General features: G+C 66.1%; 21 protein-coding genes. 8 read left to right on the top strand and 13 right to left on the bottom strand.

Annotated features, from left to right (window positions below):
• Positions 1-9 precede the first annotated feature (9 nt).
• Positions 10-711 (top strand): LuxR family transcriptional regulator, encoded by a 702-nt coding sequence (locus C6Y53_RS12945; protein ID WP_106472797.1) that lies wholly within the window; start codon positions 10-12, stop codon positions 709-711.
• Positions 712-856: 145 nt separating this feature from the next.
• The gene (locus tag C6Y53_RS12940) at positions 857-1,684 is read left to right on the top strand and encodes an acyl-homoserine-lactone synthase (RefSeq protein ID WP_106472796.1); all 828 of its coding nucleotides are present in this window, start codon (positions 857-859) and stop codon (positions 1,682-1,684) included.
• Between the two features lie 264 nt (positions 1,685-1,948).
• On the opposite strand, the gene tig is transcribed toward C6Y53_RS12940, so the two are convergent.
• From tig to C6Y53_RS12925, 3 genes are all read right to left on the bottom strand, one after another.
• Positions 1,949-3,280, bottom strand: a complete 1,332-nt coding sequence (gene tig, locus C6Y53_RS12935; RefSeq protein WP_106472795.1) for a trigger factor — start codon at positions 3,278-3,280, stop codon at positions 1,949-1,951.
• 179 nt (positions 3,281-3,459) lie between these two features.
• Complete coding sequence (locus C6Y53_RS12930; protein ID WP_106472794.1) at positions 3,460-4,569, bottom strand: porin; 1,110 nt, start codon at positions 4,567-4,569, stop codon at positions 3,460-3,462.
• Positions 4,570-4,739: 170 nt separating this feature from the next.
• Positions 4,740-5,240 (bottom strand): Lrp/AsnC family transcriptional regulator, encoded by a 501-nt coding sequence (locus C6Y53_RS12925; protein ID WP_106472793.1) that lies wholly within the window; start codon positions 5,238-5,240, stop codon positions 4,740-4,742.
• A gap of 178 nt (positions 5,241-5,418) precedes the next feature.
• Between C6Y53_RS12925 and trxB the strand changes: the two genes are divergently transcribed.
• The 3 genes from trxB to C6Y53_RS21035 all read left to right on the top strand — a co-directional run bounded on the left by trxB (position 5,419) and on the right by C6Y53_RS21035 (position 8,518).
• Positions 5,419-6,363 (top strand): thioredoxin-disulfide reductase, encoded by a 945-nt coding sequence (gene trxB / locus C6Y53_RS12920; protein WP_106472792.1) that lies wholly within the window; start codon positions 5,419-5,421, stop codon positions 6,361-6,363.
• Between the two features lie 155 nt (positions 6,364-6,518).
• Complete coding sequence (locus C6Y53_RS12915) at positions 6,519-8,231, top strand: bifunctional sulfate adenylyltransferase/adenylylsulfate kinase (RefSeq protein ID WP_106472791.1); 1,713 nt, start codon at positions 6,519-6,521, stop codon at positions 8,229-8,231.
• Between the two features lie 128 nt (positions 8,232-8,359).
• A complete protein-coding gene (locus tag C6Y53_RS21035) occupies positions 8,360-8,518 on the top strand; it encodes a hypothetical protein (RefSeq protein WP_211299382.1) in 159 nt (52 codons plus the stop codon).
• A 21-nt stretch (positions 8,519-8,539) separates the two neighbouring features.
• Here the strand turns inward: C6Y53_RS21035 and C6Y53_RS12910 are convergent, their stop codons facing one another.
• Genes C6Y53_RS12910 through C6Y53_RS12895 form a run of 4 tightly spaced genes read right to left on the bottom strand, consistent with a single transcriptional unit; the run spans position 8,540 to position 10,915 of the window.
• Positions 8,540-9,403 carry a glycosyltransferase family 10 domain-containing protein gene (locus C6Y53_RS12910; protein ID WP_106472790.1) on the bottom strand — a complete coding sequence of 288 codons (864 nt, stop codon included), beginning with the start codon at positions 9,401-9,403 and terminating at the stop codon, positions 8,540-8,542.
• Entirely contained in the window at positions 9,396-10,277 is an 882-nt protein-coding gene (locus tag C6Y53_RS12905) for a PhzF family phenazine biosynthesis protein (RefSeq protein ID WP_106472789.1), read from the bottom strand. The genes C6Y53_RS12910 and C6Y53_RS12905 overlap by 8 nt, the downstream gene beginning before the upstream one ends.
• Positions 10,274-10,498 (bottom strand): DUF1150 family protein, encoded by a 225-nt coding sequence (locus C6Y53_RS12900; protein ID WP_106472788.1) that lies wholly within the window; start codon positions 10,496-10,498, stop codon positions 10,274-10,276. Before C6Y53_RS12900 ends, C6Y53_RS12905 begins: the two co-directional genes overlap by 4 nt.
• 3 nt (positions 10,499-10,501) lie before the next feature.
• On the bottom strand, positions 10,502-10,915 hold the full coding sequence (locus tag C6Y53_RS12895; protein ID WP_106474102.1) for an Hsp20 family protein: 414 nt from the start codon (positions 10,913-10,915) through the stop codon (positions 10,502-10,504).
• 165 nt (positions 10,916-11,080) lie between these two features.
• On the opposite strand from C6Y53_RS12895, the gene C6Y53_RS12890 reads away from it, so the two are divergent.
• The 3 genes from C6Y53_RS12890 to C6Y53_RS12880 all read left to right on the top strand — a co-directional run bounded on the left by C6Y53_RS12890 (position 11,081) and on the right by C6Y53_RS12880 (position 12,938).
• Positions 11,081-11,305 (top strand): YdcH family protein, encoded by a 225-nt coding sequence (locus tag C6Y53_RS12890; protein ID WP_106472787.1) that lies wholly within the window; start codon positions 11,081-11,083, stop codon positions 11,303-11,305.
• An 81-nt stretch (positions 11,306-11,386) separates the two neighbouring features.
• On the top strand, positions 11,387-11,875 hold the full coding sequence (gene purE / locus C6Y53_RS12885) for a 5-(carboxyamino)imidazole ribonucleotide mutase (protein WP_106472786.1): 489 nt from the start codon (positions 11,387-11,389) through the stop codon (positions 11,873-11,875).
• Positions 11,868-12,938, top strand: coding sequence for a 5-(carboxyamino)imidazole ribonucleotide synthase (locus tag C6Y53_RS12880; protein WP_106472785.1), 1,071 nt, complete (start codon positions 11,868-11,870; stop codon positions 12,936-12,938). Before purE ends, C6Y53_RS12880 begins: the two co-directional genes overlap by 8 nt.
• Positions 12,939-12,983: 45 nt before the next feature.
• Here C6Y53_RS12880 and C6Y53_RS12875 read toward each other — a convergent pair whose 3' ends face one another.
• The 6 genes from C6Y53_RS12875 to groES all read right to left on the bottom strand — a co-directional run bounded on the left by C6Y53_RS12875 (position 12,984) and on the right by groES (position 18,526).
• On the bottom strand, positions 12,984-14,150 hold the full coding sequence (locus tag C6Y53_RS12875; protein ID WP_106472784.1) for an alpha-D-ribose 1-methylphosphonate 5-triphosphate diphosphatase: 1,167 nt from the start codon (positions 14,148-14,150) through the stop codon (positions 12,984-12,986).
• Positions 14,147-14,908 carry an alpha/beta fold hydrolase gene (locus C6Y53_RS12870; protein ID WP_106472783.1) on the bottom strand — a complete coding sequence of 254 codons (762 nt, stop codon included), beginning with the start codon at positions 14,906-14,908 and terminating at the stop codon, positions 14,147-14,149. Before C6Y53_RS12870 ends, C6Y53_RS12875 begins: the two co-directional genes overlap by 4 nt.
• Positions 14,909-14,945: 37 nt before the next feature.
• On the bottom strand, positions 14,946-15,794 hold the full coding sequence (locus C6Y53_RS12865) for a DMT family transporter (RefSeq protein ID WP_106472782.1): 849 nt from the start codon (positions 15,792-15,794) through the stop codon (positions 14,946-14,948).
• A 125-nt stretch (positions 15,795-15,919) separates the two neighbouring features.
• Positions 15,920-16,408 (bottom strand): GNAT family N-acetyltransferase, encoded by a 489-nt coding sequence (locus C6Y53_RS12860; RefSeq protein WP_244614832.1) that lies wholly within the window; start codon positions 16,406-16,408, stop codon positions 15,920-15,922.
• 122 nt (positions 16,409-16,530) lie between these two features.
• Positions 16,531-18,177, bottom strand: coding sequence for a chaperonin GroEL (groL, locus tag C6Y53_RS12855; protein WP_106472780.1), 1,647 nt, complete (start codon positions 18,175-18,177; stop codon positions 16,531-16,533).
• 61 nt (positions 18,178-18,238) lie between these two features.
• Complete coding sequence (gene groES / locus C6Y53_RS12850; RefSeq protein WP_106472779.1) at positions 18,239-18,526, bottom strand: co-chaperone GroES; 288 nt, start codon at positions 18,524-18,526, stop codon at positions 18,239-18,241.
• Between the last annotated feature and the right edge of the window lie 148 nt (positions 18,527-18,674).

Genomic DNA, 18,674 nt, shown 5'->3' with positions numbered 1-18,674 from the left:
GAGGAAGACGTGAAGCTGATCGATCTGAGCGCGCTGCCGGACGCTGACCAGCATGCGGAAGAGTTCCTCGACGAACTCTGCCAGACGCTCGAGTTTGACTTTGCCTCTTATGCCACCGCCAACCCGGTGAATGGCGATGTTCAGGGTTATGCGAACTATCCCGAGAACTGGAAACGGCATTACGCCAAGCGCGGTTACCATCATTTCGATCCGACGCTCTATCGGTCGGTGCGCAGCATTGCGCCGGTCGACTGGAACCGATTCGATCACGACGACAAGTTTCGCAAGGTGTTCCGCGACGCCTGCGATTTCGGCATTTCCGAACGCGGCCTGACGGTTCCGGTTCGCGGGCCCTTCGGCGAATGCGGCCTGCTGAGCGTGACCCGAGACTGTTCGCAGGACGAATGGGACAAGCTCAAGAAAAACGTCATGGGCGACCTGCAGGTTTCCGCCGTTCACCTGCATGACAACGTGATGCAGGCGGGCGTCCTGACCAAGGTCATGTCGATGCCTTCGCTGTCGTCGCGCGAAGTCGAGATACTGCAATGGGTCGCGGTGGGCAAATCGCAGCAGGATATCGGCGACATCCTGTCGATTTCGCACCGGACGGTCGAGGTTCACCTGAGGTCCGGCCGGGAAAAGCTGGGCGCGCTGACAACGCCGCAGGCCGTCGGGCGTGCGATCGGGCTCAACCTGGTGATGCCCGGCTGAGGTTGCGCAGGCCCCTGATCCCTGTGCTGGCCCCTGTGCATACCCCTGCGAATGCGAGATTTTTCGCCGCTACGGGAATCCCCCAATAGATCGTTTTCTTGGCATCTGTAGTTTCGATTGCAGAAAAAAACTAAAGGGAACGGCAATGATTATCACGATTGATGCGCTGAACAGGCACAGATTTGCGCCTGTTCTCGACGAAATGTATCGCTTGCGAGCCAGGGTCTTCCAGGATCGCCTCGGATGGGATGTGGACGTCAAGGACGGCAAGGAAATCGACATTTTCGATAACCTCGACCCGGCCCATGTCGTTTGCCTGGATGACGATGGCGATGTGGTGGGCTGCATGCGCCTGCTGCAGACGACCGGTCCGCATATGCTGGCCGATGTGTTCCACAGCATTCTCGATGGCGAGGCCCCGCTGCGCAGCGCGCAGATCTGGGAAGCGACCCGGTTCTGCGTGGACACGGTCAAGCTGACCGGCAGCCGCAAACGCAACTCGATCTCCTATGTCACCTCCGAAGTGATGATCGGCGCCTTCGAATACGCCCAGAAGGCCGGGATCCTCGACGCGGTGGCCGTGATCGACCCGGTCATGAACAGGGTCCTGAAACGGTCGGGGAATGCGCCCTATGACTATCTGGGCACCCCCAAGCCGATGGGCAAGGTGACCGCGATGGCGGCGCTGATGGACTGTTCCGACGAACGCATCGCCAGCATCCGCGAATTCGCGGGGATCGACCACGATGTCTTTGCCAGCGAAGAGGACGTACTGAAACGGTTCTCGCGCCGGGCAGGCCCGTCGCGTTCCGGCGACAACGACGCGCCGGCGGCCGAGCTTCGCGAGTATTTCGCGCAGCAGCTTCGCGAAGCATCCAACGATGACGAGGCGCGCGCGGTGCGTCGCCTGATGACCGCCGTCACCGAACACCTGCCCCAGGAAGCGCAGGACGCCCTGAGACGTATCGCCTGACCCCGTCAGGCGCTGCGGACCACCACGAACACAAAAGGACCAGACGACCCACCACTCCACACGACCAACGACCACAATACCCGAGCCGCACACACACTCACACACACACCCGCGCGCTCACCACGACATACTAGATACTACCCACGACCCACTACCACACACGAACGACCCACACTCACACACCAAACCACAAAGAGCCGCCCCGTTCGGGGCGGCTCTTCTCGTTTCGCCGCGATCCTGAAACCGCGCGTTGCCCGTGTCGGGTTATTCGTCTTCCAGCGCCTCGACCGCCTTTTGCAGGTCATCCTTGCCGACTTCCTTTTCGGCGACATCGGCCAGTTCGAACGCGTAGTCGACGACCTTGTCCTCGAAGATCGGCGCGCGCAGCTGCTGCTGCATCTGCTGGTTCTGCTGCACGAATTCGAAGAACTGGCGTTCCTGCCCCGGATATTGCCGGGCCTGGTTCATGATCGCCTGGGTCATTTCGGCGTCGGACACTTCGATCTCGGCCTTCTGGCCCAGCTCCGCCAGCAACAGCCCCAGGCGCACGCGGCGCTCGGCCAGCTTGTTGTGGTCGTCGGACGGCTCGATCTCGCCGTGATCATGGCCTTCGACATCCGGGTTCTCGTCATGCCACAGCTGGTGCGCGATCTGCTTGGCCTCGGTTTCCACCAGGCTCGGCGGCAGGTCGAAGGACACGACCTCGTCCAGCCGGTCCAGCAGCGCGCGTTTCATCACCTGGCGGGCGGCACCGGCATATTCGGCTTCGAGCCGTTCGCGGATCTGGCCCTTGAGCGCGTCGAGATCCTCGGCGCCGAATTTCTTGGCCAGCTCGTCGTCGATCTCGGCGGCGACCGGTTCCTTCACCTCTTTCACGGTGCAGGTGAACACGGCCTCTTTCCCGGCCAGGTGCTCGGCCTGGTATTCTTCGGGGAAGGTGACGGTGACCTCTTTCTCCTCGCCGGCCTTCGCACCGACCAGCTGCTCCTCGAAACCGGGGATGAAGCTGTTCGACCCCAGCGCCAGCGGGTAATCCTCGGCGGACCCGCCTTCGAAGGCCTCGCCATCGACGCGGCCGACAAAGTCCATCACGACCTGGTCGCCGTCCTTGGCTTTCGATCCCTTGCGGCGCGCCTTGAAGTCCTGCGCGGTCTCGGCCAGGTTGCCCAGCGCCTCGTCCACGGCCGCGTCATCGGCCTTGACCACCATCTTCTCCAGGCTCAGCGCCTTCAGGTCCACCTCGGGGATGGCCGGCAGCGCCTCGTAGGACATCTCGACCTCGACATCGTCGCCTTCCTTCCAGTCCTCGTTGGTCATCTTGACCTGGGGCTGCAGGGCGGGACGGTCGCCGCTGTCCTCGAAATGCTTGCTCATGGCGCCGTCGATGGATTCCTGCATCGCCTCGCCCATCAGCCGCTGACCGAACTGCTTTTTCAGCAGGGCCATCGGCACCCGGCCCTTGCGAAAGCCCTTCATCTCGATTTCGGGCTGCGCCTCGGCCAGCTTTTCATTCACCTTCTCGTCCAGCTCGGCGGCTGTGACGGTGATCGCGTAGCCGCGCTTCAGACCTTCGTTCAGCGTCTCGGTGACCTGCATGTGATTTCCCCAACGGATTCGGGCGCGCCGGGGCGCGCTGACAACATTCCGGGGCCTTCTATGGCCCCGCAGGCGCGTGCGCAAGGGGCTTTCCGGCGCGACCGGCACGCGGAGCCCCGAATCGAAACACGCCCCGCAAAGGGGGCGTGTCCGTGACGTTTTCGCAGCAACGCGGGATATCAGAATTTCCAGCGCGCGCCGACCAGGATCGCGTCGATATCCGCGTAATCCGTGCCCGGCTCGGAATATTCGTGGCGGCGGTAGCCGAGGTAGAACTGGGTGTTCAGGCTGTCCACCTGCTGGTTGATGCCGATGCCATAGGCGGTGGATTCCGAACCGCTGACCACGAAGTCCGACCCGCGATAGTAATCCACCGCGAACGAGGTCGCGCCCGCTGCCAGCCAGTCGGCCTCGTAGCCGACCTTGCCATAGCCATAGCTGCCGCTGTTCTTGCGGCTGCCGCCGGCGACGGTGAACACCAGGCCAGACTGCAGCTTCACGTTGAACGACCCGATGGTGTCGTCCACGTTCGGGCCGCCGGTTTCGGGGTCGCGGCGCGAAAAGCCGATCGCGCCGGTCACCTCGGTGCCGTTGAAGTCGTTGGCATAGCGCAGCGCGACGTCGTAATACTCGTCGTTGTTGGTCTTCGAGAGCACTTCCTTGCCCCAGGCCGCCGACAGCGAGAAACCGGCAAAGGACGGGGTGTCATAGCGGATACGCGCGCGACGGCCGCCGTCGAGGCTGGTGAACGCGTCGGAGATGCTCACGCCCGACAGCGCCCCGTTGGGGCCGCGGAACAGGAAATCGCCGGCAAAATCGGGGATGCCGTTATAGGTGGTCATGCCGTTGGAGCCGAGATCCGCATTGGCAACGCCGTCCGTGGCCATCGACCCCTGGCCGGCCGAGATCTTGCCCCAGCTGTTGGAGGTATAGGCAAAGTCGATCTTGCGCAGCTTGGTGCGGTCCCACTCGGCCCCGTTGGGCGTGAAGGTCTGGCTGACACCGTCGGACGACCGCAGGCCCAGCGCGGTTTCGAAGTTGAACGAAAACTCGCCGCCGGCATCGGGCTGCCGCACCCACAGGCCGACGCGGGTGTTGGAATGGGCGTTGTCCACCCAGGTGTTCTTGCGGTCCTGCCCGTCATCGACGGACTGGTAGGCCGGGCTGAACTGGCCATAGATCTTGACCGAACCCCCGGTGGCGTTCTCATATTTCAGCTCGGCGGCTGCGGGGAGCGCCAGGGCAGCGGTTGCGGCAACGGCAAGCGGTGCAACTAGTTTCTGGGTCATGTGATTTCTCGTCTTGTTGTGGGGGCCGAGCCCCCGGGGGGGAGGAAGACTGTGCTTCTCCTAGATACAACCAGAACTGGCACCGAATGCACAGAGACCGAACGCCACGTCACGAATTCACTGGCAAGAAGACGCCGGACCGAAACCGGCCTGGCCCGCCCGGCGTGGCCTCAGGCGGTGCGGCTCAGCCGCTCTTCCAGTATGTCGAACGGAACACCGGGTTCATCCTTGGCGCCGCGAATGACCAGCGATGTCTTGACGCTGGCCACGTTGGGGGTGGTCAGCAATTCGCCGGTCAGGAAACTCTGGAACGTGCTCAGGTCGGGCGCGACGCATTTGAGGATGAAATCCACCTCGCCGTTCAGCATGTGGCATTCGCGGACCAGCGGCCAGGCGCGGCACCGGTCCTCGAACGCGACCAGTTCGGCCTCGGCCTGGCTGTCCAGCCCGACCATCGCAAAGACCTGCACCTCGAAGCCCAGTTCGCGGGCATCCACATCCGCGTGATAGCCGCGGATCAGGCCGTTCTCCTCGAGCGTGCGCACCCGCCGCAGGCAGGGCGGCGCGGAAATGCCGACACGCTTGGCCAGTTCGACATTGGTCATGCGCCCGTCGCCCTGCAGTTCGGCCAGAATTTTCCGGTCAATCGGATCCAAACGTGTGACGACCATGCGATGCCCCTGTTTCTTTGCGTTTCTTATAGCAGCGCCGCGAACGTGCGCAATAATGTTTCGCCCCAATGCGGCACCGCGGCATGGGCCTGATCGAATCGGGGTTTAAGCCGCTATGCGCGGTGTCTATACCCCACACTCGGCGGACCTCTCCGCCGGTTGTCGAGCGGAGAAAAACATGGCTGAATCGCGTCACACCAGGGTTCTGATCATCGGTTCGGGCCCGGCCGGATACACCGCCGGCGTCTATGCCGCGCGGGCGATGCTGGAACCGGTGCTGGTGCAGGGCATCGAACCGGGCGGGCAGCTCACCACCACCACCGAGGTCGAGAACTGGCCCGGCGATACCGAGGTGCAGGGCCCCGACCTGATGGTGCGGATGCAGGACCACGCAAAAGCGATGGGCTGCGAGGTGGTTGGCGACATCATCACCGATCTCGACCTGTCCGGGCGTCCGTTCACCGCCACCGGCGACAGCGGCACCGTCTATAGCGCGGACGCGGTGATCCTGGCCACCGGCGCGCGGGCGAAATGGCTGGGGCTCGAGAGCGAGGAGAAATTCAAGGGCTTCGGCGTCTCCGCCTGCGCCACCTGCGACGGGTTCTTCTATCGCGGGCAGGAAATCGTCGTCATCGGCGGCGGCAACACCGCCGTGGAGGAGGCGCTGTTTCTCACCAATTTCGCGTCCAAGGTCACGCTGGTGCACCGCCGCGACGAGCTGCGCGCCGAAAAGATCCTGCAGGACCGGTTGCTGAAGAACCCCAAGATCGAACCGCTGTGGTTCCACACGCTCGAGGAGGTGGTCGGCACCGAAAATCCGCTGGGCGTCGAGGGCGTCAGGGTAAAGCATGTCGAAACCGGCGAGATCACCGAGATCCCGGCCAAGGGCGTGTTCATCGCCATCGGCCACGCGCCGGCCAATGAACTGGTCAAGGATGTGCTGGAAACCCACATGGGCGGCTATGTGAAGGTCAAGCCGGGCAGCACCGAAACGTCGATCCCCGGCGTGTTCGCCGCGGGCGACCTGACCGACCATGTCTATCGGCAGGCCGTGACCAGCGCCGGCATGGGCTGCATGGCCGCGCTGGACGCGGAACGGTTTCTCGCCGAACAGGACGGCTGAGCCGCAAACGTCCCGCATTCTGGCAAAAACGCGTCATTTCGGCCCGATTTTCCTGATCGGGTCGAACTTGTCTTGAATCCCCGCGTCCCGAGCGACTAACCCCGCACCAGATAACGCAGCGGGCAATCGGTCCGCGATCCCGACGAGAGACCCAGATGCAAATTCCCAATCTTGCCCCGATCCCCGAGCTTTTCGTGTCCTACGAGAGCGCGCAGAAACTCAAGAGCGAAGCCGCCGACCTGAAGAGCCACGACCTGTCGCCGCGGCAGATCTGCGACCTCGAACTGCTGATGAACGGCGGGTTCAACCCGCTCAAGGGGTTCCTGGGCCAGGAAGACTACGACGGCGTCGTCGACAACATGCGGCTGGCCGACGGCACGCTGTGGCCGATGCCGATCACGCTGGACGTGTCCGAGGATTTCGCCGAGGGGCTGACCCTGGGCGAAGACATCGCCCTGCGCGATCAGGAAGGCGTCATTCTCGCCACGATGACCGTCACCGACCGCTGGACCCCGGACAAGTCGCGCGAGGCGGAACAGGTGTTCGGCGCCGATGACGACGCGCACCCGGCGGTGAACTACCTGCACAACACGGCCGGCAAGGTCTATCTGGGCGGCCCGGTGGTCGGCATCCAGCCGCCGGTGCATTACGATTTCCGCGCCCGCCGCGACACCCCGAACGAGCTGCGCGCCTTTTTCCGCAAGGTCGGCTGGCGCCGGGTGGTGGCGTTCCAGACCCGCAACCCGCTGCACCGCGCGCACCAGGAACTGACCTTCCGCGCCGCCAAGGAAGCGCAGGCCAACCTGCTGATCCACCCGGTCGTCGGCATGACCAAACCCGGCGACGTGGACCATTTCACCCGCGTGCGCTGCTACGAGGCGGTGCTGGACAAATACCCCGCCTCGACCACCTCGATGTCGCTGCTGAACCTGGCCATGCGCATGGCCGGCCCGCGCGAGGCGGTCTGGCACGCGATCATCCGCCGCAACCACGGCTGCACCCATTTCATCGTCGGGCGCGACCATGCCGGACCGGGCAAGAACTCGGCCGGCGAGGATTTCTATGGCCCCTATGACGCGCAGGACCTGGTGCGCGAACACCAGCAGGAAATCGGCATCGAGATGGTCGATTTCAAACACATGGTCTATGTGCAGGAACGCGCGCAATACGAACCCAATGACGAAATCGCCGACAAGGACAACGTCACGATCCTGAACATCTCGGGCACCGAACTGCGCCGCCGCCTGCGCGAAGGCCTGGAGATCCCCGATTGGTTTTCCTTCTCCGAGGTGGTCGAACAGCTGCGCAACCGGTATCCGCCCCGGTCCAAGCAGGGCTTTACCGTGTTTTTCACCGGCTTTTCGGGGTCCGGCAAATCCACCATCGCCAACGCGCTGATGGTCAAGCTGATGGAAATGGGCGACCGGCCGGTGACGCTGCTCGATGGCGACATCGTGCGCAAGAACCTGAGCTCCGAGCTGGGTTTCTCGAAGGAACACCGCGACCTGAACATCCGCCGCATCGGCTATGTCGCCTCGGAGATCACCAAGAACGGCGGCATCGCCATCTGCGCGCCGATCGCGCCCTATGCCACCACCCGCCGCGCCGTGCGCGAGGAGATCGAAGCCTACGGCGCCTTTGTCGAAATTCACGTCGCGACCACCATTGAGGAATGCGAACGCCGCGACCGCAAGGGGCTCTACAAGCTGGCGCGCGAGGGCAAGATCAAGGAATTCACCGGCATATCCGACCCCTATGACGTGCCGGAAAACCCGGAACTGCGGGTCGAAACCGAAAACGTGGAGGTCGACAACTGCGCCCACCAGGTGCTGCTCAAGCTCGAATCCATGGGGTTGATCGCCGGCTGAACCGCCTGCCGCAACGTCACCCTGATGCCCGGAAACATCGCGTTTCCGGGCATTTTTCATGGGGCATTGGCAAGCGGGGCGATGTTTTGGCACTCTGACGCCACGACGTACCAGCCAAGAGGCCCCCCATGACCCGGATTTTCCTGTTCCTGATCCTGCCCCTCACCCTGCTCGCCGGTTGCGAACCGCCAGTGCCGCCCGAACCGATCGCGGATCAGCAGATCTATCAGCAGGCGATCCCGTCAGAGCCGAGCGAACCCGCGGTCGAAAACCCGGTCGAGGAATAACCCCGGCCGGCGACCCGGCACTCAGAGCGACGCGCGCAGCGCCCGGGCTGCCCGCGCCTCGACATCGCAATAGGTTGCGGCGGTTTCCTTTGCCGCCCGCAGCGCCGGCAGGATGCGGTCGAAATCGTCGGCACCCAGGCTGCGGATCGCGTTTCGCATCTCGTTGCCCGTGGTGCAGATCACCATCGCCGCCGGGTCGATGAAATCGCCGATATTCGGGCAGCCCCAATAGATCGGCACGGTGTCGCACAACAGCGCGTCGATCAGCTTCTCCGAGAAATAGTTCTGCTGCCGCACGTTTTCGATCACCACCGAGAACCGGAACGGCGCGAGACCGTCCGCCTTGGTCTCGAACGGGGTATAGCCCCGTCCCATCACCGCCACGTCCAGCGCCTCGGCCTGCACCATCGCGACCATGTCATGGCGCAGCTTGTGGCCGGGGTGATCGCGCTTGGCCGAGGCGATCAGCGACATATGCGCGGTCTTGGTCAGGTCGAGATCGCGCCAGTCCGGCACCCATGTGGTGCCGTAGGGCAGGAAGATCCCGTTCGGAATCCGGCCCAGGAACTCCCGGTCATAGCTGAACACGCGAAAGAACCGGCGATGGGTCAGCCGCAGCAGCCGCAGGTGGCGGCCATGCATGATGTTGGGTTCGACCACCATCATCGACACATGCGCCGGGCATCCCCAGCGCGGCTGGACGTGCATCGCGGTCCGGGGATAGACGATCAGGTGGTCGTCACGCCCCATGTCGCCGACGCATCCGCCATCGAGCCGCGCGGGCCGGCCCAACGGCCAGTTCAGCCGGTCCAGCGGCTGGTGCGGCAGGTCTCCGCCCAGCCGGCTGCCATAGGGCAGAACGGCAATCGCGGGCGCCTCAGCCATCGGGCAGATCCACGCTGCCGCGCATCAGCACATAGCCCTGCCCGGCCACCTTCACGCCCTCGGGCGCATCGGCGGACCCGATCCGGGTCACCCGCGCCTGGCCGGGCCGGCCCATCCAGTGCCCCTGTTCGGCGATGAAACTGTCCCCGGCCATCAGCCCGTGCCGCCACAGATAGGCCGCCATCGCGCCGGTGGCCGATCCGGTGAACGGGTCTTCGGGCGGGCTGGGCGGCGCCATCAGCAATCGAGAAAACGTATCGCCCTCGCCGGTTGCGCCTCTCAGCGTCACCAGGAACGGCTCGAGCATGTCCGTGCTGCCATATCCCGCCTCGGCGGCCAGGTCGCGCAGGGCGCCGACATTCAGCCGCGCGGCGCGCAGATCCGCGTGATCGCGCAGCAGGGTGATGCAGAATGGCAGCCCGGTCGAAACGAATTGCGGCGGCGCGGCCACCGCATCGGGCGGCAGGCCGACACAGCGTGCCACGAGCGCCGGATCGGGGCTGGCGCCGAATTGCGGCGCCATCTGGGTCATCTCGATGTCGCCGCCGTCCAGCACCACGGGCACCAGCCCGGCGGCGGTTTCGAGCACCACCCGGCCACCCGCGACCAGCCCCCGGTCGCGCAACGCGGCAACCGTGGCGAGCGTGGGGTGACCGGCAAAGGGAATTTCCCGGCTGGCGAGAAAGTAGCGCACCCGCATATCGGCCACGTCCGACGGGCCGGTAAAGGTGCATTCCACCAGCGAGGTCTCACGGACGAACCCCATGCAGGTGTCGTCGTCCAGCGCCGCGCCGCCATGCACGACGGCGCAGCCGTTGCCGCCGAAGGGGCGGCTGGAAAAGGCATCGACCCAGTCGAAGTCGAACCGGCTCAATGCACGGCGACCGGCTTGTAGTCATGCTGCCGGGCCAGCGCGAAGGCCAGCTTGCGATCCGCCACCAGCGCCAGCTGGTTCCCCTCGGCGTCATGCACCGCATAGAGGTGATGGCGGTCCCCGGCCTGTTCGCGCAGGTCGCTGGGCAGCTGGTCCACGTCCACCGTCTTGACATAGACGATGGGGCGGCCGCCGAAATCATGGTCAAACGGTGTGTTCATGGCTCACCCTTTCCTGATGTTGATCTTCTGCACCACGGCTTCGGGCACCGCGCGGGTCAGATCGACATGCAGCAGACCGTTTTCGATCACCGCCTCGCCCACCTCGACCCCGTCGGCCAGCACGAACATGCGCTGGAACTGCCGGGCGGCGATGCCGCGGTGCAGGAAAACCCGGCCGTCGGCATCGTCGTTCTGGCGGCCGCGGATCACCAGCTGGCGATCCTCGACGGTGATCGACAGATCGGATTCGGCGAACCCGGCCACCGCCAGCGTGATGCGGTAGGAATGGTCCGAGGTCTGTTCGATATTGAACGGCGGATAGCCGTCGGCGCCGGATTTCGCGCTGCGTTCCAGCAGCCGTTCCAGTTGCTCGAACCCCAGCATATGCGGGTATGCGCCAAGAGTCAGCTTCGACACGTTGTTCGTCCTTTTCAATTGCAAGCGACGGTGCGGCGCGGCCCCGGATGCGGCAACCGCGCAAGGGAAATATGGGGGCAATTCGGCCTGTCCACAAGGTCTAGGCGAACCGCCCGCCAATGCGTTAATCTCCTGGATACAGGATCACAGAGTCGAATCACCCGGATGAACGCACCTTCGGACGTGCCGATGAAAACAGACGAGGTGCTGGCGGTGGAGCTCGAGGTGTTCCGCCGTCAGCACCGCGATCTGGACGAGGCCATTCACGCGCTCCAGGAACGGGGCACGGGCGACCAGCTGACCATCCGGCGGCTGAAAAAGCAGAAGCTGCGCCTGAAGGACCAGATCGCGGTCATCGAGGACCGGCTGACCCCCGACATCATCGCCTGACTGCCACCGCCGAAATCATTGCCAGCACCCGCAATCCGGCTATAGTGCCCGCTCTTTGAACGGCGTGGACAGGGGCTCGGCATGGGCGAGGTATCGGTAGGCATCATCATGGGCAGCCAGTCGGACTGGCCGACCATGCGTGAAGCGGCGTCCATTCTCGACGAGCTGGGCATTGCCCACGAGGCCCGGATCGTATCGGCGCACCGCACGCCCGACCGGCTGTGGGATTATGGCCGCGCGGCGGCGGATCGCGGGCTGAAGGCGATCATCGCGGGGGCCGGCGGCGCGGCGCACCTGCCCGGCATGATGGCGTCGAAGACACGGGTGCCGGTGATCGGCGTGCCGGTGCAGACCCGTGCGCTGTCGGGGGTCGATTCGCTCTATTCCATCGTGCAGATGCCACGCGGTTTCCCGGTCGCGACCATGGCGATCGGCGCTGCGGGCGCGGCCAATGCCGGGCTGATGGCGGCGCAGATCCTCGCGGTTTCCGACCCGGCGCTGGCCGAACGGCTGGACGCCTGGCGGGCCGCGCTCTCGGCCTCGATCCCGGAGGAGCCGCGGGATGAGTGAACCGCTGCAACCGGGCGCCGTGATCGGCATTCTGGGCGGCGGCCAGCTGGGCCGGATGCTGTCGATGGCCGCGGCCCGGCTGGGGCTGCGCTGCCATGTGTTCGAACCGGGGGCGAACCCGCCCGCGGCGCAGGTGGCCGACCGGCTGACCACCGCCGGGTATGACGACCACGCCGCGCTGCGCGACTTCGCCGCCTCGGTCGATGTGATCACCTATGAATTCGAGAACATCCCCACCGACGCGCTGGACCTGCTGGAAAAACTGCGCCCGATCCGTCCCGGGCGCGAGGCGTTGCGGGTCAGCCAGGACCGGCTGACCGAAAAGACCTTTCTGCGCGACCTGGGGCTGGCCACCGCGCCCTATGCCGACGTGACCGATGCCGCCAGCCTGCAAAGGGCGATCGACGCGATCGGGCGCCCGGCGATCCTGAAAACCCGGCGCTTCGGCTATGACGGCAAGGGCCAGGTCCGGCTGGACCCCGACAGCGATCCGGCGGCCGCGCTGGCCGACATGGCCGGCGCACCGGCGGTTCTCGAAGGCTTCGTCCGTTTCGACCGGGAAATCTCGGTCATCGCCGCGCGTGGCCTGACCGGCGAGGTCGCCTGTTTCGACCCCGGCGAAAACGTCCACAAGGACGGCATCCTGCACACGACCACCGTCCCCGCGCAGCTGCGCCCCGGCCTGCGGTCCGACGCGATCCTGCTGGCCGCGCGTATCCTCGGCGCGCTCGACTATGTCGGCGTGATGGGGGTCGAGCTGTTCGTGACCGATGCCGGGCTGGTGGTCAACGAGATCGCGCCACGGGTGCATAATTCGGGCCACTGGACCCAGAATGGCTGTGTGGTGGACCAGTTCGAACAGCATATCCGCGCGGTGGCGGGCTGGCCGCTGGGCAATGGCGCGCGACATGCGGACGTGGTGATGGAAAACCTGATCGGCGACGACATGGACCGGGTTGCCGACCTGGCGCGCGACCCCGACGTGGCGCTGCATCTCTATGGCAAGACCGAAACCCGGCCCGGCCGCAAGATGGGGCATGCCAACCGCGTCATCCACCGCTGAGCGGGGCCGGACCAGCCCGCCCCGCACCACCATCGCAACACCGGGTCAGTCCGGCGGCGGACCGGCGCAGAACCGGGCCGCGACGTCGCCCTGCATATAGGCCACGCGGCCCCCGGCGATGGTCGCGGCGACCCGCCCGTCGGCCTCGTCCAGCAGAACCAGGTCGGCGCGCAGCCCCGGTGCCAGCCGGCCGCGATCGGACAGGTCCAGCAGGCGCGCGGGCCCCTCGGAGACCAGCGCCCAGGCCGCGGCGAAATCCAGTGTGCCGCTGTCGGCCAGTGCCAGCGCCGCCCGGCGCGGCGACGGATAGTGATAATCCGAGGCCAGCGCGTCGCACAGCCCCGCCGCCACCAGATCCCGGGCGCTGACATTGCCCTTGTGCGACGCACCGCGCACGAGGTTCGGCGCCCCCAGGATGATGCCGCTGCCCTCGGCCCGTGCCGCCTCGGCGGCCTCGGCGGTCTCGGGGAACTCGGCGATGCGGACACCCCGCGCGGCCCAGGCGGCACGGTCCTGCGCGGTCCGGTCGTCATGGCTGCCCATGCGCACCCCCTGCGCCGCCAGCCGGGCGCAGAGCGCATCCAGCGCCGCCGGCACCTCGGCTCCACGCGCGTGCAGCGCCTGCAGCATTTCGAGATGCCGCTCGGGGTTGCGCCCCGCCTTCAGCGCCTGCCCGGCCAGCCGCGGCGGCCTGCGCCCGGCGGCCAGCCGGTCATGCGGCAGGTGGTCGTTGAACACCACATAATCGATGCCCCAGCCCGCCAGCCGCGCCGGCAGCGCCGCAAAATCGTCGAGCAGGTGGGTCTCGAGCCGCAGCTGCGGGATCAGATCGGTCACCACATGCGCCCGCGCCTGCGCCAGCCCGGCAAAGAAACGCGCGGCGAATTCCGGCCCGCGCAGCCCGCCTTCCCAGCTGTGGAACTGCGCCAGCACCGCCGTGGTGATGCCGTTGGCGGCCAGCTCCGCCCCGGTGGCGATCACACCCTCCTCGAGCTGCGTCATCGCCCCCCGGCGCGGGGCGACGTGGCGTTCGAACCCGTCGCCATGAAGATCGACGATGCCGGGCAACAGCAGGAACCCGGCCAGGTCGACCGCGCGTCCGACCGGCGCCCCGGCGATCACCCCGTCGGCGATCGTCAGCCGCGCCGGGACCAGCCCCTGCCCCGGCAGCAGCACCCTGGCCCCGGCCAGATCGCAGCGCAGTGCTGTCATTGGCCCGGCCCCGCGTCGCATTCGGACCCCGCGCATTTTTCCGCGATCAGGTCCTCGACCGCCTGCAACCAGGTCAGGTCGGGCGCAAACCGGCCGGTTTCGATGAAATGCAGGGCTTCGGCCATGACCCGGGGATTGTTCATCATGAACGTATGCGTCACCGGCAGCACGATATGCCCGGCCATCCCGACCACCCGGGTCGATGCGACCGAGACCTTGCCATCGTCGGGGCCGGGGATCAGCGATGAAAACCACGGGTTCAGCGACCGGTCGCCGGCGATAACGCCCAGCGGGAAATCCACCGCCGGAAGCCGGCGCGGCAGGCTGTCCGGCCCGGTGCCGAGCTGCTGGCCCGCCGGTCCGTTGAGCAGGCCGAACACCTCCCAGTCGTTCAGCGCGTCCACCAGTTCGGTGCCCTGGTTGGGCGGCGCCAGCATCACCACCCGGCCCAGCCGGTCGGGCAGCCCCCCGGCCAGCCAGTAGCGGATCAGGATGCCGCCCATGGAATGGCTCACGAAATGCACCGTTTCCCCGGCCCCGCAGCGCGTCATCGCGTGTTCAGGCACCGTGGCGAGCGCCGGGATGGGCAGGTCGGTCGACGGGTAATCCGGGCTCACCACCGTGTAGCCACGGGCGCGATAGACCTCTTCCATCACCGCAAAGGACGCGTCCGTGCGCGCCAGGCCATGCAGCAGCACGATGCAATCCGCCCGCGCGAGGGCGGGCCAGAACAGCAGGAACAGGGCAAGCAAGCGCATGGGCCCCGAATACGCCGGTTCGGCGGGCAATGAAAGCTCAGGATCGGGCCGCGGGGCGGGGAGCGGGGCGCGACGACAGCGCGATGCCGCCAACCACCAGGGCGGCGCCGATCACGAACCGCAGCCCCACCGTTTCGCCCAGCAACGTCACGCCGCCGATGACCGCCAGCGGCGGCACCGACAATTGCACTGTCGCCGCCATCGCCGGTTGCAGCCGGGGCAGCACCGCATACCACAGCGCATAGCCCAGCCCCGAGGTGACCGCGCCGCTCAGCACCGCCAGCAGGATGCCCGCCCCGGTGATCCCGGCCCCGGCCACCAGCAGCGCCAGCGCGGTCACCGGCAGGGCGAGGCAGAAATTGGCCGCGGTCGCGGCCAGCGGATCGGGTTCGCCCCGGCCCGCCAGCGTGTAGATGCCCCAGCCCAGCCCGGCCGCCGCCATCAATGCCGCGCCGCCGACATCGACCAGCGCCCCGCCGCCCGGCCACAGAACGACCGCCAGGCCGGCCAGCGCGACGCCCGCCCCCGCCAGTTGCGGCACCCGCAGCACGGTGCCGCGCGCCGCCGAGATCGCCAGCATCGACATCTGCACCACGCCGAACAGGATCAGCGCCCCCGCCCCCGCATCCAGCGTGAGATAGGCGCTCGAAAACCCCAGCATGTAGAGCGCCAGCGACCCCGCCCCGATCAGCCGTTTTTTTCCGGTCAGTATCAGCGTGCGACGGCGGATCAGCACCAGCGCCACCAGCATCGCCGCACCGGCTGCCGTGCGCACCAGCGCAAAGGCACCGGGATCGGCATGGCCGCTCTCGACCGCGAGCCGGTTCAGCAACGAGTTCGACGCAAAGGCGCACATGGTCAGGACGGTGAGCAGGATCAGGCGCATGAGGTTTCTCTACCGCCCCGTCATTCGCCGCGAAAGAGACCTTCGGCCCTGGGCGCCCGGATCGCGGGGACAGCCGGGGGTCATGGTCCGGTGGGAATGTTCGGGGGCCACCGCCCGCCGGCCTGTCACGCCGGCGCCGAGAAGGCCGGCGGGTAGATCAGCGCCTGCTCCGGCGCATCCGTCCCCGGCCCCGCCAGCAGCGTGTGGGATATCGGGTAGGGCGAGTTGAGCCGCGCGGCCCGGTCGAGGGAAAACCCGCGTGCGCCATACCAGCCCGGATCGCCCAGGACCACCACATGGGCGTCCTTTTCGGTGGCCCAGGCCAGCGCACGGGCCACCAGTTCGGTGCCGATCCCCCTGCCCTGCATCCCGGGCGCCGCCGCCATCGGGGCCAGGCACAGCCAGCCCTGCGGCGCGACCATCCATGACAGCGCCGCGTAACCGATCGCGGTTGCGCCGTCTTCACCCGGCTGAACGGTTTCCCAGGCCAGGTCCCGCGCGGCGCGCAGATCCTGCACCAGATCGGCCTCGGTCCCGTCCGGGAACGCATCGCGCAGCAGCGCATCGGCGGCGCGGACCGTCAATGTCCAGAGGGCTTCGGCATTCCGGGGCAATGTGGCCTCCATTGCGGGGCAGGTCGCCAGAATAGCGCCAAATGCCGGACAAGGCAAAACCCCCCGAAACGCGAAAAGGGCCGCACGCGGCGGCCCTTTTGCAATGTTCGAGCGGCGTCGGCTTACATCATACCGCCCATGCCGCCCATGTCGGGCATGCCGCCGCCGGGGGCGCCTGCGCCTTCCTTCTGCGGCTTGTCTGCCACCATCGCTTCGGTGGTGATCAGCAGGCCGGCGATCGAGGCGGCGTCCTGCAGCGCGGTCCGCACCACCTTGGCCGGGTCGATCACGCCGAAGGCGAACATGTCGCCATATTCGTCGGTCTGGGCGTTGAAGCCAAAGCTGGCGTCGCTCGCTTCGCGGATCTTGCCCGCAACCACCGACCCGTCGACACCGGCGTTCTCGGCGATCTGGCGCAGCGGCGCTTCCAGCGCCTTGCGCACGATGCGGATGCCGACGCTCTGGTCGTTGTTGGCGCCTTCGAGGCCTTCCAGCGCCTTGCCGGCCTGGACCAGCGCAACGCCGCCGCCGACGACGATGCCTTCCTGCACGGCCGCGCGGGTGGCGTTCAGCGCGTCATCGACACGGTCCTTGCGCTCTTTCACCTCGACTTCGGTCATGCCGCCGACGCGGATCACGGCAACACCGCCGGCCAGCTTGGCCACGCGTTCCTGCAGCTTTTCGCGGTCGTAATCCGAGGAGGTTTCCTCGATCTGCTGACGGATCTGGGCGACGCGGGCCTCGATCTCGGCCTTTTCGCCAGCGCCGTCCACCACGGTGGTCTCATCCTTGGTGATCGACACTTTCTTGGCCGAACCCAGCATGTCCATGGTGACGTTTTCCAGCTTCATGCCCAGGTCTTCGCTGATGACCTGGCCACCGGTCAGGATGGCGATGTCCTGCAGCATGGCCTTGCGGCGATCGCCGAAGCCGGGTGCCTTGACGGCGGCGATCTTCAGGCCGCCGCGCAGCTTGTTGACCACCAGGGTGGCCAGCGCCTCGCCTTCGACATCCTCGGCGATGATCAGCAGCGGCTTCTGCGACTGGATCACCGATTCGAGCAGCGGCACCATCGGCTGCAGCGACGAGAGTTTCTTCTCGTGCAGCAGGATCATGCAGTCTTCCAGCTCGGCGGTCATCTTGTCGGCGTTGGTCACGAAATAGGGCGACAGGTAGCCACGGTCGAACTGCATCCCCTCGACCACGTCGGTCTCGGTTTCCAGGCCCTTGTTCTCTTCGACGGTGATGACACCTTCGTTGCCGACCTTCTGCATCGCGTCCGCGATCTGACGGCCGATTTCTTCTTCGCCGTTGGCCGAGATGGTGCCGACCTGTGCAACCTCGTGGCTGTCCTTGACTTCGCGGGCAGCGGACTTGATCTCGTTGACGACCTTGGCGGTGGCCAGGTCAATGCCGCGCTTGAGATCCATCGGGTTCATGCCGGCGGCAACCGATTTCAGACCTTCGCGCACGATGGCCTGGGCCAGAACGGTTGCGGTGGTGGTGCCGTCGCCGGCTTCGTCATTGGTGCGCTGGGCCACTTCCTTGACCATTTGCGCGCCCATGTTCTCGAACTTTTCTTCCAGTTCGATTTCCTTGGCGACCGACACACCGTCCTTGGTGATGCGCGGCGCGCCGAAGGATTTGTCCAGAACCACGTTGCGGCCCTTGGGGCCGAGGGTCACCTTGACCGCGTCGGCCAGGATGTTGACGCCCTTGAGCATGCGGTTGCGGGCATCGGTATCGAACTTGACGTCCTTGGCAGCCATGTTGCTGTCTCCTAGAATTTCTGTGAACTGTCAGCGATATGGGTCGGCAAGCCGCTCGGGCTTACGCGATGATCCCCATGATGTCGCTTTCCTTCATGATCAGCAGCTCTTCGCCGTCGAGCGTGACCTCGGTGCCCGACCATTTGCCGAACAGGATCTTGTCACCCGGCTTGACAGCCATCTCGATCAGCTCGCCGCTGTCCTTGCGCGCGCCTTCGCCGCAGGCGACAACTTCGCCTTCGCTCGGCTTTTCCTTGGCGGTGTCGGGGATGATCAGACCGCCAGCGGTTTTCTCGTCGCTCTCAACGCGGCGCACCAGCACCCGGTCATGAAGCGGTTTCAATGCCATCTTTGCAGCTCCTTGAGGCTCAAAGTTCGTTTTCTTCAGGCCCCCGCACCTGTTGCAGGGGCCATTAGCACTCATCTCAACCGAGTGCTAACGGCGCATAGCTAGGCAGCTCGCCCGCGGCTGTCAACGGAGATCGGCGAAAAAAACA

The sequence above is a fragment of the Pukyongiella litopenaei genome (assembly GCF_003008555.2).
Taxonomy (GTDB): domain Bacteria; phylum Pseudomonadota; class Alphaproteobacteria; order Rhodobacterales; family Rhodobacteraceae; genus Pukyongiella; species Pukyongiella litopenaei.
Note: the sequence above shows the minus strand (reverse complement) of the source record. Positions and strands in the feature narration are given on the sequence as shown.